The sequence below is a fragment of the Vibrio rhodolitus genome (assembly GCF_003350325.1).
Classification (GTDB): domain Bacteria; phylum Pseudomonadota; class Gammaproteobacteria; order Enterobacterales; family Vibrionaceae; genus Vibrio; species Vibrio rhodolitus.
On sequence record NZ_QLYZ01000001.1, the window covers coordinates 19,510 to 34,074 of the forward strand.

The 14,565-nt window shown below is 45.8% G+C and carries 12 protein-coding genes; 5 read left to right on the forward strand and 7 right to left on the reverse strand.

The window, feature by feature from the left end; translation table 11 throughout:
• Nucleotides 1-7: 7 nt before the first annotated feature.
• Entirely contained in the window at nt 8-403 is a 396-nt protein-coding gene (locus DPF93_RS00095; RefSeq protein WP_114764191.1) for a VC1380 family protein, read from the reverse strand.
• A gap of 98 nt (nt 404-501) precedes the next feature.
• On the opposite strand from DPF93_RS00095, the gene DPF93_RS00100 reads away from it, so the two are divergent.
• From DPF93_RS00100 to DPF93_RS00115, 4 genes are all read left to right on the forward strand, one after another.
• Nucleotides 502-1,821 carry a MipA/OmpV family protein gene (locus DPF93_RS00100; RefSeq protein WP_114764544.1) on the forward strand — a complete coding sequence of 440 codons (1,320 nt, stop codon included), beginning with the start codon at nt 502-504 and terminating at the stop codon, nt 1,819-1,821.
• A 107-nt stretch (nt 1,822-1,928) separates the two neighbouring features.
• Nucleotides 1,929-5,858 carry an ATP-dependent RNA helicase HrpA gene (hrpA, locus tag DPF93_RS00105; RefSeq protein WP_114764192.1) on the forward strand — a complete coding sequence of 1,310 codons (3,930 nt, stop codon included), beginning with the start codon at nt 1,929-1,931 and terminating at the stop codon, nt 5,856-5,858.
• Nucleotides 5,859-6,026: 168 nt separating this feature from the next.
• Complete coding sequence (locus tag DPF93_RS00110; RefSeq protein WP_114764193.1) at nt 6,027-6,512, forward strand: porin family protein; 486 nt, start codon at nt 6,027-6,029, stop codon at nt 6,510-6,512.
• A gap of 153 nt (nt 6,513-6,665) precedes the next feature.
• A complete protein-coding gene (locus DPF93_RS00115; protein WP_114764194.1) occupies nt 6,666-7,214 on the forward strand; it encodes an RDD family protein in 549 nt (182 codons plus the stop codon).
• Between the two features lie 93 nt (nt 7,215-7,307).
• Here DPF93_RS00115 and DPF93_RS00120 read toward each other — a convergent pair whose 3' ends face one another.
• The 6 genes from DPF93_RS00120 to pspF all read right to left on the reverse strand — a co-directional run bounded on the left by DPF93_RS00120 (nt 7,308) and on the right by pspF (nt 13,653).
• Nucleotides 7,308-8,093, reverse strand: coding sequence for a peptide ABC transporter ATP-binding protein (locus tag DPF93_RS00120; RefSeq protein WP_114764195.1), 786 nt, complete (start codon nt 8,091-8,093; stop codon nt 7,308-7,310).
• Nucleotides 8,090-9,085, reverse strand: coding sequence for a peptide ABC transporter ATP-binding protein (locus tag DPF93_RS00125; protein WP_114764196.1), 996 nt, complete (start codon nt 9,083-9,085; stop codon nt 8,090-8,092). The genes DPF93_RS00120 and DPF93_RS00125 overlap by 4 nt, the downstream gene beginning before the upstream one ends.
• A complete protein-coding gene (gene sapC, locus DPF93_RS00130; protein WP_114764197.1) occupies nt 9,085-9,972 on the reverse strand; it encodes a putrescine export ABC transporter permease SapC in 888 nt (295 codons plus the stop codon). Before sapC ends, DPF93_RS00125 begins: the two co-directional genes overlap by 1 nt.
• On the reverse strand, nt 9,959-10,921 hold the full coding sequence (locus tag DPF93_RS00135; RefSeq protein ID WP_114764198.1) for an ABC transporter permease: 963 nt from the start codon (nt 10,919-10,921) through the stop codon (nt 9,959-9,961). The genes sapC and DPF93_RS00135 overlap by 14 nt, the downstream gene beginning before the upstream one ends.
• The gene (locus DPF93_RS00140; RefSeq protein ID WP_114764199.1) at nt 10,922-12,538 is read right to left on the reverse strand and encodes an ABC transporter substrate-binding protein; all 1,617 of its coding nucleotides are present in this window, start codon (nt 12,536-12,538) and stop codon (nt 10,922-10,924) included. It lies immediately after the preceding gene.
• A 122-nt stretch (nt 12,539-12,660) separates the two neighbouring features.
• Nucleotides 12,661-13,653: a phage shock protein operon transcriptional activator gene (gene pspF, locus DPF93_RS00145; RefSeq protein ID WP_114764200.1), complete on the reverse strand. Its 993-nt coding sequence runs from the start codon at nt 13,651-13,653 to the stop codon at nt 12,661-12,663.
• Nucleotides 13,654-13,837: 184 nt separating this feature from the next.
• Here pspF and pspA point away from each other — a divergent pair, with 184 nt between their 5' ends.
• Nucleotides 13,838-14,506 carry a phage shock protein PspA gene (gene pspA / locus DPF93_RS00150; protein ID WP_114764201.1) on the forward strand — a complete coding sequence of 223 codons (669 nt, stop codon included), beginning with the start codon at nt 13,838-13,840 and terminating at the stop codon, nt 14,504-14,506.
• Nucleotides 14,507-14,565 lie beyond the last annotated feature (59 nt).

The following is a 14,565-nucleotide window of genomic DNA, read 5'->3' on the forward strand; positions in this document are numbered from 1 at the left end:
GTTTGTATTAAACAGTTTCTGCCTCTTGCGATGGCTCGAACTGTGCTTGGTGATTTTGTTCACTTTCTTCTAGGATTTCAATTACTTCGCAACTGCTCAGTTCATGCCCAAGTAAAAATAGTGCTAAAATTGCGTCGGCTTTGCTCTTTGCGTCTGAATTTTCAGTTATGATCTGTTCGAACTTGTCACGAATCATTTCAACTTCATGTTCAACGAAACCGCGAGCTTCATCTCCCTGAATATCTTCTGGTGCATTATCAAACTCAAGGAAAAGCATATCGCCAACCGTTGAGGCTGAGACCAGTTGTTCAGGTAACCATTCATCACCAGTTACGACATCAAGCGTATCTGGTAGGCTATCGAGTAAATTTTTAAGTTCAGAGACTTTCACAATTTTTTGCATTCATAGGATGTATGTTCTTATATTAACGTCGAATGTCGGTGAAACATAAGAACAAAGTCGCTGATTCAAATAAATTCCCCAATTTTTTGGCTAAAAAAATGACAATTCCAAACCCGCTTCCGCTTTTAGCGGTAATTTTAAGCACTTTTTGCACTAACGCGATGGCTGAAAATGTAACTCAATCTGAACAAGATTGGGGTATTGCCGCCATGTACCGTGTGGCAAGTGTACCTTTTGATACATCAGTAGGGGATCAAACCGTCTCAACGTTTGTACCTATGATGTACTTTGATAATGAATATATTTTTGTCGATGGTCTCGAAGGGGGGATTCATCTAGCCAAATGGCAAGATGATGCGTTTAAACTCAATGCGTTGACTCGGATGCGCTTTGTCGACCTTCCAGCTTCGATTCAAAATGCCAACCAAGGTGATACGGCAGATTTCGGTTTTCAGCTTCGTTATCAGTTAAACGAGACTTGGCATTTTGATTGGGAGGTAATGGGGGATGAAGATACTCGTTTACACTCAAATTTGCGTGCTACGGCTGAATATGAGTTTGGCGATTGGGAACTAAAACCTCACGTGACGCTGCGTTACAAAGACGCCGATTTTAACAGCCAGTATTACGCGTTTAGTGAGTTTACCCAACAAACCATCGGCGCAGGTGTTGATGTGAACATTGGCGTTGATGCTCGCTATCATGTAACGTCGAATCTCTATTTGCTCGGTAGTACCAGTATTACGCGCTTAGATGACAATGCATACAATTCCGCGGCAGTGGAAGACCGTTTTGAAGGTGAAGTGTTTGTCGGCTTTGGCTTTTTTCCAGATAAAGACAAACCACGTAAATCTGAGTTAACCAACAAGCGCTACTTACGCATTGCCCATGGCTGGGCAACTGAGTCGAATATTGGTGATATCTTTGCCTTTGAACGCGTAAAAGATCCGTATAACAACCAGTTGACGTCGGTGTTTTATGGTCATCCTTTAACGGATGAGCTGTTTGGTTTGCCTGTCGATATTTATTTTACGCCAGGTTTGGTGCATCACTGGTCGTCTGACGTACAAAATGCCAGTACAGAATACGTTGCGGCGATTAAAGCTTATGTCAATTTTGATTGGCCAACGCGTTGGAGATTTGGTTTTGCTGAAGGTATCTCTTACATCGACAACATCACTTATATCGAAGCAACAGAAATGGCTGAAAAAGGCTACACACCAAGCCACTTGCTCAACTACCTCGATTTCTCCTTGGATGTGAATATTGGTGATTTGGTCAACGATTCAGATTGGAAAAATGTCTGGGTGGGGTATTCGCTTCATCACCGTAGCGCGATTTTTGAGAAAGCGTCCCAGTTTGGGCGCATTAAAGGTGGCAGTAACTACAACACGGTTTACGTGCAGTTTAACTTTTAATCGCGGATAAATTTATCGCTTTAACAGCCTATCTACAGCGCATGTAGATAGGCTTTTTTGTGATACAATCCGCGCAGTTTTGATAGATAAAAAGAATAGGACACGCTTTGACTTCGTCACAGCCGAAAAATAATTCGCCGAAAGAGCAGCAAGCGCAGGCAAATAGCCCAGCCGCTTTGCGCAAGGCATTGCAACAATGTATGTTGCGCGATCGCTTCCGCTTAGGTAAGCGTATTGCTGGTGCGAGTAAAATTAAGAAAGAAGCATCGCGTAATGCGGTGTTCGATGAGATCGCACTAGATATCGCCAAATCAATGATGGAAGTGGAGCAGCGCAGCGCGCAGCACATTACCATCGAATACCCAGAAATCTTACCGGTTAGCCAAAAACGCGACGATATCGCTAAAGCCATAGAAGAAAACCAAGTGGTGATCGTCGCGGGTGAAACGGGCTCGGGTAAAACCACTCAGCTACCGAAAATCTGTGCTGAGCTTGGCCGTGGTAAGTTTGGTTTAATTGGTCATACGCAGCCACGTCGTCTTGCGGCGCGTTCTGTTGCCAGCCGTATTGCAGAAGAGATGCAAACTCAACTCGGTGATTTTGTTGGTTACAAAGTTCGCTTTAACGACCAAATCTCAGACAATACGCAAATCAAGTTGATGACAGACGGTATTCTACTGGCTGAGATTCAACACGACCGTTACTTGAACCAGTACGACACCATCATTATCGATGAGGCGCACGAACGTAGCCTTAACATCGATTTTATCTTGGGTTACTTAAAAGAGTTACTGCCACGTCGTCCTGATCTAAAAGTGATCATTACCTCGGCAACCATTGACCCAGAGCGTTTTTCAAATCACTTTAATAATGCGCCAATTATTGAAGTATCTGGTCGTACCTACCCAGTAGAAACGCGTTATCGCCCACTCAGTGGTGAAGGTGACGACGATCGCGATCAGCTTGAAGGTATCTTTGAAGCGGTTGATGAGCTGTGCGATGAAGGGCTAGGCGATATCCTGATCTTCATGAACGGTGAGCGTGAAATTCGTGACACGGCTGATGCGCTAGCCAAACGTAAGCTCAAGAGCACCGAAATTGTGCCGCTTTACGCCCGTCTATCGGCAGGTGAGCAGAACAAGATCTTCCAACCACATGCTGGTCGCCGTATCGTTTTGGCAACCAACGTGGCAGAAACCTCACTGACTGTTCCGGGTATCAAGTACGTTATTGACCCTGGTACGGCTCGTATCAGCCGTTACAGCTACCGTACTAAAGTGCAGCGCTTACCGATTGAGCCAGTATCTCAAGCGAGTGCTAATCAACGTAAAGGTCGTTGTGGTCGTGTGGAAGAAGGTATCTGTATTCGCCTTTACTCTGAGGAGGACTTTAACTCACGTCCTGAGTTTACCGATCCAGAGATCCTGCGTACTAACCTCGCATCGGTTATCCTGCAGATGACCGCCCTTGGTCTGGGTGATATTGAAGCCTTCCCGTTTGTCGAAGCGCCAGATAAACGCAACATTCAAGATGGTGTGCGTCTGCTTGAAGAGCTTGGCGCAATCAACTCTGAAGTCAAAGAGAGCAAGAAGCGTTTGACCGCAATTGGTCGTCAATTAGCGCGTCTGCCTATCGATCCTCGCTTAGCGCGTATGGTGTTAGAAGCACCAAAATATGGCGCGCTGAAAGAAGTGATGATTGTTGCTTCTGCATTGTCGATCCAAGATCCACGTGAACGACCAAGTGAGAAAAAGCAATCGTCAGATGATAAGCATCGCCGTTTCTTCCATGAAGAGTCGGACTTTTTGACCTTTGTAAATCTTTGGGATTACATCCAGAAGCAACAGAAGCAGTTGTCTGGTAACCAGTTCCGCAAGCAGTGTAAAGAAGATTACTTAAACTACTTACGCGTGCGTGAGTGGCAAGATGTTTACTTCCAGATCCACCAATCAATGCGTGAGATGGAATTTAAGCTCAACACCGAAGCGGCGGGCTATCAAGGTGTGCATAGCGCTATCTTAGTTGGTTTGCTGTCTCATATTGGTATTAAAGACCAAGAGAAAAACGAGTACCAAGGTGCGCGTAACGCTCGTTTCCATATATTCCCTGCATCGGGCTTGTTTAAGAAGCAGCCTAAATGGGTGATGTCCGCTGAGCTGGTGGAAACTTCAAAACTTTGGGGTCGTATTATCGCTAAGATTCAACCTGAGTGGATTGAGCCTTTAGCGAAGCACTTGATCAAACGTAGCTACAGTGAGCCACATTGGTCGAAGAAGCGTGCGGCAGTCATGGCGTACGAGAAAGTGATGCTATACGGAATCCCTATTGTTCCTAAACGCTTGGTCAACTACAGCAACATTGATGCAAACATTAGTCGCGAGATTTTTATCCGCAGTGCACTGGTGGAAGGTGAGTGGGAAACCAAACACGCATTCTTCAAGCAAAACCGTAAGCTGTTGCAAGAGGTCGAAGAGCTTGAGCACAAATCTCGTCGTCGCGATATTTTGGTTGATGATGATGAGCTGTTTGATTTTTACGATCAGCGCGTTGGCACTGAAGTGGTATCGGGCAAGCACTTTGATACTTGGTGGAAGAAAGCCTCGAAAGAGAAGCCTGAACTGCTCAACTTTGAAAAAGAGATGCTGTTTAGAGGCGATGCCAGCCATGTCACCGATTTGGATTACCCGAACTTCTGGTTCCAAAATGGTATCAAGCTCAAATTAAGCTACCAGTTTGAACCGGGTGATGACAGTGATGGTGTCACGGTGCATTTACCGCTACCGATCCTTAACCAAGTGGAAACCGCAGGTTTTGATTGGCAGATCCCAGGTTTACGCCATGAGTTAGTGGTGAGCCTAATCAAGTCGCTGCCAAAAACCTTGCGTAAAAACTTTGTGCCAGCGCCAAACTATGCCGATGCGTTCTTAGCTCGCGTGACGCCAATGGAAATGCCATTGCTTGACGCGTTGGAAAAAGAACTGCGCCGCATGACGGGCGTGGAACTGCTGCGTGAAGATTGGAAACTCGATCAGGTACCTGAGCATTTGAAAGTGACATTCCGCGCCGTCGATCATCGTAACCGTAAGCTGAAAGAGCACAAATATCTGCACGAGCTGAAAGAGAGCTTGAAAGATAAAGTGCAAGAAACGCTGTCAAAAGTGGCTGATGATGACATCGAGCAGCAAGGACTGCACACTTGGAGTTTCGGTGAGCTGCCAAAAGTGTACCAACAAAAACGCGGCGGTTATGACGTTAAAGCATATCCTGCGATTGTTGATGCCAAAGACAGTGTTGAGATTAAGCTTTACGAAACCGAGCAAGAGCAGATCTCTGCGATGCGCGCCGGTCAGCGCCGCCTAGTGCTGCTAAACGTACCATCGCCAATCAAATACTTGCACACAAACTTGCCGAACAAGTCTAAGCTTGGTCTGTACTTCAACCCTTACGGTAAAGTGATGGACTTGATTGATGACTGTATCGCTTGTGGTGTTGATAAGCTAATCGAAGAGCAGGGCGGCTTAGTTTGGGAAGCGGATAAGTTTGAAGCGTTAAAAGAGCATGTTCGCGCCGAACTTGGTGATACTGTGGTTGATATTGCTCAGCAAGTAGAAACCATTCTTACTACAGCGTTCAACATTAATAAGAAGTTGAAAGGCAAGATTGATTTCACTATGGCGTTTGCGCTATCGGATATCAAAGCGCAAATTGAAGGTTTGATCTTTAAAGGCTTTGCTACTGAGTGCGGTTGGAAGCGCTTGCCAGACATTCTGCGCTACATGCGTGCTATTGAGCGTCGAATGGAGAAGCTGCCAATCGATCCAAACAAAGACCGTCTGCATATGCTCAAGATTGAATCAGTAGCGAGTGATTATAAAGAGCTCTTGAATAAGATCCCGAAAGGCATGGCAGTGCCGGATAACGTCAAAGAAATACGCTGGATGCTGGAAGAGTTGCGTGTCAGTTTCTTTGCTCAGCAACTCGGGACGCCATATCCGGTGTCAGATAAGCGGGTGAAGAACGCGATTGATGCTTGCTAAGTAAGCTAACCTATTAACCCCATGAATGTTTTTTCGTTTGTGGGGTTTATTTTTACCTGTCGCTTACACAGCGGTATATAAATTGCATTAAATTAACCCAAAATGCAGAACTGTCAGAGTATTGGCAACCCTTTGCCGTGCTCATAAAATTATAAGAGAAGGTTAATTATGAAAAAGACACTACTCGCTTTAGCCCTAATTGGTGCATCTGCGACAGCTTCAGCTGATTCTTGGATCTACGGTGGTGCAAACGTAGGTCAATCAGATTTTGGTAGCGAAGACGCTACTTCTTACGGGGTGCATGTTGGTACAGGTATTCTGCCGCTTATCGGTCTTGAAGCGGGTTACCAAAACCACGGTGAATTCGATATCGCTGGTACCAGTGCGAAGGTTGAAGCTGATTCAGTTTATTTTGCGGTTAAGCCAAGTATCGACCTTGGTCCACTGCACGTATACGCAAAAGGCGGTCTGCACAAGTGGGATATGAGTGGTCCTGCTGGTTACAATAACGATGACGTTGATATTATGTACGGTGTTGGCGCTGAGTACTTCCTATTAGGTCCAGTTTCAGTCGGCGCAAGCTACAGCGTATTTAACATGGACAAAGAAGATGTGAAGACACTATCGCTAAACGCGACATTCCACTTCCTATAAGTCTCTGAATATTATCGATTAGCCCGACCATGTGTCGGGCTTTTTTGTTGCACAATATTGTGCGACTTTCACCCAAAAGATCTGTTACTTCACTGTCTTTATCGCAATTGGGTGCTAACCTTTGGCGCTTAGTTTTTCCAAGGAGTGAATAAAGTGAGGTATGGAGGCTTTTGGCGCCGTTTCGCTGCAAGTTTGATTGATAGCCTAATTGTATTGCCGATCACCATGGCGGTGGTTTATGCGCAGGGCTTTTCGCAACAACTAGGGATATTACTTGCCATACCTGCTGCAATGGTGTTTGCCGTATATTGTATTCTGGCCCATTGGTGGTTTGGTGCCACACTCGGTAAGCGCTTAATGAAGCTTAAGGTGGTGACAGAATACGCGGAACGTTCGATAAACTTTAGTCATTCATTGTTGCGCGGATTGGTGTATGTGCTGTACGCACTGGCGATGGGGTATCTACAAATACTGGCGTTTCAAGGCATCTCGGCAAGCGAGTATTTAGCGTTAGAATGGTATATGCGCGAAAGCTTAGTGGAAGAGAATATGCTCGATTGGCATCAAAAAGTTCAAATTATTGCTTTGGTTTGGTTTGCCATTTCGACACTGTGCCTAATCGTGACGGGTAAAAAGCGTGCGCTGCATGATTTTATTGGCGGAACGGTGGTGGTGAAAACACGGAATTCCTATATGCTGTAGCTTTACTTGCTACGTCTTCGAAAATCCTTCATTCCAAGTTAGCGGCAAAGATAGACAACTTGCGCCTATCTTTGCATTTACCACGTCATTCGCTTATTTAAAGCTTGGCGCTTTATTGAAATGGCTTTCCACTAAGCGTTGAGTGATTGGGCTTTGCGGATCGCTCAGCACCTTATGAGTTTCACCCGCTTCTACCACTTCACCTTCATGCATCACCATGATCTTGTCAGTGATATGCTTGATAGTGCCGATATGCTGCGACACATAAACAAAGGACACGCCCATCTCTTCTTGCAACTCTAGAAACAAGTTGATGATTTGCGAGCGCATTGCCATATCTAAGCCGTTTAATGCTTCATCGGCAACAATCACCGAGGGTTGCAGTATTAGCGCACGAGCAAGGCAGACACGCTGCTTTTGACCTGTTGCCAACATTTGCGGATAAAAATAGGCATGCTCGGGTAACAGACCCACGCGCAGCAAGGTATCTTTTACGCGCTTAATACGCGCTTCTGGCGACATATTGGTGTTTCGCTTAAGCGGACCTTGCAAAATATTACCAATCTGAATTTTAGGGTTCAGGGAGGTATTAGGATCTTGGAAAATCATGCGGATCAGCTTACAACGCGTCGCATAATCTTTGTGCTCGAGTAAATCGCCATTAACGCGGATTTCGCCTGAAGTTGGCTCGACCATTCCAGCAAGCATACGTGCTAGAGTCGATTTACCTGAACCATTTTGTCCAATAAAGCCAATGGTTTGACCCGCTTCTAGGGTAAAGCTCACCGGTTGAACAGCAACGTGCTCTTTTTTCCGAAACAGACCAGGACGGCTGATAAATACCTTCGATAGGTCTGTAACTTCTAATAATGCACTCATCCTTTCTTCTCCGTATTCAATGGGAAGTGGCAAGCGTACTTATGGTTTTTAATTCTTTGTGGCATTGGTATTTCCACGCATTGACGTTGTGCGTATGGGCAGCGAGGACCAAGGCGGCAACCAATTGGTAGATGCTGGAGTGGGGGAATACTGCCCGGTAGTGATTGCAGCTTCTCTTTATGTGGAATCCACTCGGAGAAATCTGGCATCGCTTTCAGTAGTGCCGCTGTATAGGGGTGCTTCGGCTTAGCAAGAATTTTATCGGTATCTGCTGATTCTACGGATTGTCCGCAATACATAACCGTGATTCGACCTGCCCATTGAGTGATGGTGGTTAAGTCATGCCCGATCAGCAAGATGCTGGTATTGTGCAACTGATTCATGCGGCTAAGTAGACGTAAAATCTGTGACTGAGTGATTGGGTCAAGATCGTTAGTCGGTTCATCGGCAATCAACAGTTTTGGCTTAGCGGCAATCGCCATGGCAATCATCACTTTTTGACACTCACCATCGGTCAGTTCATAAGGATAACTGCTCATAATTTGACGGTGGTTTTTAATGCCAACTTTATGCAGCAAAGCAACAGCTTGCTTACGGCGCCATTGAAAACGCTGCCACCATTTTCCTTCAAATGAACGAGAAGGGATGGACTCGATCAACTGTTTACCCACTTCTTCCGATGGGTCTAAACAGGTTGAAGGCTCTTGGAAAATCATGGCGATATCACGCGCGATAACGCGGCGTCGCTCGCGAGGCGTTAACTGAAGCAAATCGATGTTGCCAAGTCGCATCCGGTCAGCCGTAACGGTCCAGTTATCTTTACAAACCCCAACAATCGCTTTGGCCACTAAGCTCTTACCTGAGCCTGATTCGCCTACTAAACCGCGAATTTCACCTTCATTTAGCGTCATGCTCATACGATCGACCGCTTTTACGCGACCTTGTGGCGTTTCAATTTCGATCGTCAGGTGTCGAATATCAAGTAACGGCATTATTCTACCCCGGCATTTAGAGCTTGGCGTACGCCTTCGCCCACTAAGTTAACCACAACAACGGTAAACATGATCGCTAGCCCCGGCAGTGTTACTGTCCAAGGTGCCAAATAAATCAGTTCTACAGAATCACCTAAGATAGCACCCCATTCAGCGCTTGGTGCTTGCGCGCCTAAGCCAAGAAAGCCCAGCGCGGTGATGTCTAAAATGGCAATCGAGAGTGCCAAGGTAAACTCAGAGGCAAATACGACTAACACGTTTGGCAAAATCGAGTTCCACAGCAGATAGAAGTTGTTAGCACCATCTAGGCGCGCTGCCATAACGTAGTCTTTTTCAACTTCAGTGTGAACGGCGATATAAATCGAGCGAATAAAGCGCGGGATCAAGGCAATACAAATTGCCAGCAGTACGTTGAACTCACCAAAGCCGAGAAAAGCAACAAAGATGATCGCCAGCAGTAGGGAAGGGATCGACATTACAGTATCAAGTAAGTGGTTTAAGGTACTTGATACTAGTCCTTTGGTCATGCCTGCCAGCGTGCCGATAAGACAGCCAATCACCGCTGCAATCACAGTGATCAATATTGCCGCACCAAATGTCGGTTGAGAGCCAACAATCAAGCGTGAAAGAATATCGCGACCTAAGTCATCAGTTCCAAGAAAGTACTCGACAGTACCCGCCGGGCTCCATGATGGCGGCAGTAGTAGCTCGCCACTTTGTGCTTGTGGATCGTGTGGCGTTATCCAAGGTGCAATGATGGTCAGTAGGATGATAAAAATCAAACACCAAAGACCAAACATCGCTAGGCTGTTTGCGCGGAAACTACGCCAAAAGCGCTCGAACTGAGTAGGGATGCGCTCTTCTTGATAAACGTTATCGGTTAGCATACCACTCTTTCCTTACTAGCGGGTTGATCATCGCACCAATCAAATCAGAGAGAATATTGGCAGTGAGAACCAAAGTTGCCACCACAATGACGCCCGCCTGAATTGAAACGTAATCTTGATTGGATAGTGCGTCTAAAAGCCAACGACCAATACCAGGCCAGTTGAAAATTGACTCAGTCACGATGGTTAGAGTCAACATACTGGAAAGTTGTACACCGATTTTCGGAATGATTGGCGGAATGGCATTACGCAATACGTGCTGGGTGACAATCTCATGGGTGGATAGACCTTTGATTCGCGCCGCGCGGATGTAGTTTTTACTCATCACTTCAGACACGGATGCGCGCATCAAACCAATAACCTGTGTGGTTGGCGCCAGCGCCAAGACAAAACACGGTAAGATTAGGTGATCAATCACGCTTTGCAGCGCATGGGCGCGGTCTGGACCTTGGGTTAAAAACGCATCGATAAGAGCAAAGCCCGTCACATGATCAATTTGGTAAAGTAGGTCATATCGCCCAGCGACAGGAAAGACCTGATAGTGCAGGGAGAACACCATGATCATCAGCAGTGCAACCCAGAAAATTGGTGCCGAGTAACCCGACATTGAGGTAAATGAGATGATGGTATCGACCCACTTACCTTGCTTCATACCGGCAATAGTGCCTACCGGAATGCCGATGATAAGCGAGATTAAAAACGCAATAAGCCCAAGTTCTAATGTTGCCGGGAAGACGGTTTTGAGCTCGTCAATGATCGGCACGCCCGCTTTGTTGACGCCAAAGTTAAGGTGAGTTAGTTCGCCGATGTAACTGGTCCAGCCGCCCCAAAAGCTTTGCATTGCCCAGTGAGAGGTCGGGTCAAGGCGCAGCAGACTGTAGCCGACGATGGTTAAGATCAGCAAAGTGATAATAAATAAGTTCAGTCGTCGAACCGTGTAGAGAAACATTTAGCGAACCCTCTCTACTTGGTCGAATGGCTGAGCATTGAATGGGCTCATTTTAAAACCTACTAACGAACTGTCGTGCGCTTGGAACTGCATCCCGTGGTTTAGTGGGATGACTGGAAACTCAGAATTGAGGATGTTCTGCGCTTGTTTGTATAAATTGATCCGGTAACGCGGTGTTTCCACTTCTAAAGCCAAATCAAGCAAGAAGTCAAAATCAGGGTTACACCAACTGGAGATATTTAAGCCTGCTCGTTCTGAATCACACGAAAGCAGCGGGCGTAAAAAGTTATCCGGGTCGCCGGTATCTGCAATCCAGCCAGTCAAGTAAAGGTCCACTTTATCTTTACTGCCTGGAGCTAGACCACTAAAGCGATCATCAGTCAGCAAATTAAGTGTAATGCCGATATCTGCAAGATTGGCTTGGATAAGCTCTGCTGTTTTACGTGGGCTCGGATTATATGAGCGCGGTTCAAGTGGAACCAGCATATTCAGGGTTAAGCCTTGGCTAAAGCCAGCATCACGCAACAGGGCTATCGCGTAGTTTCTATCGTAGCGAACTTGGATACTGTCGCCATTATACGCCCAAGAGTTTTGTGGTAACACTGAAAAAGCTTGGCTACCAGTGCCGTAATAGACCGAATCGAGAATATTTTGGCGGTTAATCGCATGGTTTAACGCGCGGCGTACGCGAACATCACTCAGCGCAGGGTGAGAGGTGTTGACCGCAATATAGGAGATGTTCATCGCCGGTTTTGCGGTGAGGGTCAATTCATCGTGCGCTTTGATGGTTGGAATTTGACTTGAACGCGGTGAGGTCAGTACGTCACATTCATTGCGCAGTAGTTTCGCCAGTGTACCGGTACCGCGATGCGAGATGTCAAATACCACTTGGCGCATCTTAGCTTTACCTGCCCAATAATTATCGTGGCGCTTTAGACGCACTAAGTCGTTGACTTGATAATCATCTAGGTAGAAAGGTCCTGTGCCAACCGGATGGCTGTCCAAAGCGTTTAGCTCGTCGCTAATTTGCAATTGATCCGCGTATTCTTTGGAATGGATTACCGCATGGCTGGTGGCAATATTCGACAAGAAGGTATTGTCTGGCTTAGAAAGCGTAAACTTAACCGTATATTTATCGACTGCGCTGACGCTCACTAGCAAATTCTGAAAATCAATACCGCTAAACCAAGGGTAGCCATTACCTACCAGATGAAATGGATGGTTCGGGTCAATAATGCGGCGAAAGCTAAACACCACGTCGTCGGCATTCAGAGGGCGCGAAGGCTTAAACCAATCTGTGGTTTGAAACTGAACGTCTTGCTTTAAAGTAAACTCATACTCAGTACCAGCAGCGTTGACCTGCCAACTTGTTGAAATACTAGGCTGTGGCTTGTAAGTGGTAGGATCGAGCGTTAGCAGCGTATCGAAAAGTTGCGAGCTTAACGTCTCAGACGTGATCCCGCTGTCGACCAATTGCGGGTTAAAGGTTGCTGGTCCTGCTTGACCACAAAAAACAAACCCGTTTTGGCGTGCTTTCTCGTGACTGATTTCTTCACCACAACCGGTTAAAAAACTGGCAGCGAAGAAACTGATTGTCAATTGAATGAATGCTCTCATAAGATTTAGCGTTTATAGCGCAATGGAACTCTTAATTATGCCTAACGGCAATAGCCTTGACTACTAATTGTTTGTCAAAGCTTGCTTGCCAAATGTATAGATAAATAGCCACAGTGTAAGGATTATTTACTTTCCCGATTGATATCGTACTTTCTTACCATGCCTCGTAACTGGTGGTAACTTAATCCCAGCAACTCTGCAGCTTTACGCTGGTTAAATTTACTTTGTTGTAACGCAGCTTGTAACAGTTGTTTGTCTTGTTGCTCTTGCCACTCTTTATAATCGAGAGGAAATACCAGCTCATTTGAACGTTGTGCTTCAGTCGCTTCGGTAATCTGCTCCTTCGGTAGGGCGCGCGCAAATGGGTCAAACACCAATTCATCAATTGCATAATCGGTCTCGCCATGCTGATACACCGCACGCTCAACGACATTCTTTAACTCACGAACATTTCCGGGCCAAGGATAATCGAGCAAGCTTTGCTGCGCCTGTTGAGTAAAACCAACGAAATACTCAAAGCCTAACTCTCGGCACATCTTTATCGCGTAATATTCAGCTAAGAGCAAAATGTCTTCTTGTCGCTCTCGCAGTGGTGGCAGATGGATGACATCGAATGCCAGTCTATCGAGTAAATCAGCACGAAATGTGCCTTGCTGTGCCATTGACGGCAAATCTGCGTTAGTCGCGCAAACCAAACGGACATTCGCACTAAGTAAATCATGCCCACCAACCCGTTCATATTGACCATACTCGATAACACGCAACAGTTTTTCTTGCACAAGCAGCGGAGCGGTTGCCAACTCATCTAAAAATAGCGTGCCATTTTCGGCGCGCTCAAAGCGACCTTTATGGCGCCCTTTTGAGCCAGTGAACGAGCCCGATTCATGACCAAACAACTCTGAATCAATCAAACCTTCGCTCAAGGTCGAACAATTGAGTGTAATAAGCGGTTGATCCCAGCGCTTTGACAGATAGTGAAGTCGCTGTGCAATCAACTCCTTACCGGTACCGCGTTCACCAATTATTAGTATAGGTCGTTCAATGCTCGCCAGCTTAGATACTTTGTCGAGTACTGCGAGAAAAGCAGGCGATTCGCCAATCAAGTTTTGCTTCATGGTCGGTTTAGCTTATCGAGTTGGTAAATTTAACCTATAGTTGGTCAAATTCGTCATTCATACAAGGGTTTATTGCGGTGTTTTTAGTTATCTTATTGAAAAATAAAAGGTTATAAAGTTGGCACAAGACTTGATTATATAACTCTGTCCACACTCAAATAGATGAAATGTAAAGGAGTCGTCCATGGGTATTTTTTCTCGTTTTGCCGATATCGTGAATTCAAACATTAGTGCCTTGCTGGATAAAGCAGAAGATCCAGAAAAAATGATCCGCTTGATTATCCAAGAGATGGAAGACACTTTGGTTGAAGTGCGTACCAATTCGGCAAAAGCTATTGCTGACAAAAAAGAGTTGGCGCGTAAAGTGGAAGCGATTGAAGAGCAAGTTGCCGAGTGGCAGCAAAAAGCTACATTAGCATTGACCAAAGAGCGTGAAGATTTAGCGCGTGCGGCATTGATTGAAAAGCAGAAGCTACAAGATGTGTTAAAAGGTCTGCACACTGAGCAAACATTGGTTGAAGAAACCATTGATAAGCTAACGGGTGAGATCGGTAAACTAGAGAGCAAGATTACCGAAACGCGTGCCAAGCAACAGGCATTAGCGATCCGTAGCCAAACCGCGTCAAACCGTCGTGATGTTCAACGTCATCTGCATACTGCACGTACTAGTGAAGCGATGGCGAAATTTGACCAATACTCGCGTAAGATAGATGAACTTGAAGCGGAAGCGGATCTTTATGCAAAAACAGGTCAAGGCAAGTCACTGGATCAAGAATTTGCAGAGCTTCAAGCACAAGATGAAATTGAGCAAGAGTTAGCGAAACTTAAGCAGCAGATGGAAGAAAAGAAATAGTTGCGCTTTTCCCGCTCAATGCATCTTAATAGGCAGACCAATGTCTGCCTTATATCGAT

Bases quoted from the DNA above. Each gene is read 5' to 3' on its own strand.
- DPF93_RS00095 (WP_114764191.1), bottom strand. From the start codon at position 403: ATGCAAAAAATTGTGAAAGTCTCTGAACTTAAAAATTTACTCGATAGC.
- DPF93_RS00100 (WP_114764544.1), top strand. From the start codon at position 502: ATGACAATTCCAAACCCGCTTCCGCTTTTAGCGGTAATTTTAAGCACT.
- DPF93_RS00110 (WP_114764193.1), top strand. From the start codon at position 6,027: ATGAAAAAGACACTACTCGCTTTAGCCCTAATTGGTGCATCTGCGACA.
- DPF93_RS00120 (WP_114764195.1), bottom strand. From the start codon at position 8,093: ATGAGTGCATTATTAGAAGTTACAGACCTATCGAAGGTATTTATCAGC.
- DPF93_RS00125 (WP_114764196.1), bottom strand. From the start codon at position 9,085: ATGCCGTTACTTGATATTCGACACCTGACGATCGAAATTGAAACGCCA.
- sapC (WP_114764197.1), bottom strand. From the start codon at position 9,972: ATGCTAACCGATAACGTTTATCAAGAAGAGCGCATCCCTACTCAGTTC.
- DPF93_RS00135 (WP_114764198.1), bottom strand. From the start codon at position 10,921: ATGTTTCTCTACACGGTTCGACGACTGAACTTATTTATTATCACTTTG.
- DPF93_RS00140 (WP_114764199.1), bottom strand. From the start codon at position 12,538: ATGAGAGCATTCATTCAATTGACAATCAGTTTCTTCGCTGCCAGTTTT.
- pspF (WP_114764200.1), bottom strand. From the start codon at position 13,653: ATGAAGCAAAACTTGATTGGCGAATCGCCTGCTTTTCTCGCAGTACTC.
- pspA (WP_114764201.1), top strand. From the start codon at position 13,838: ATGGGTATTTTTTCTCGTTTTGCCGATATCGTGAATTCAAACATTAGT.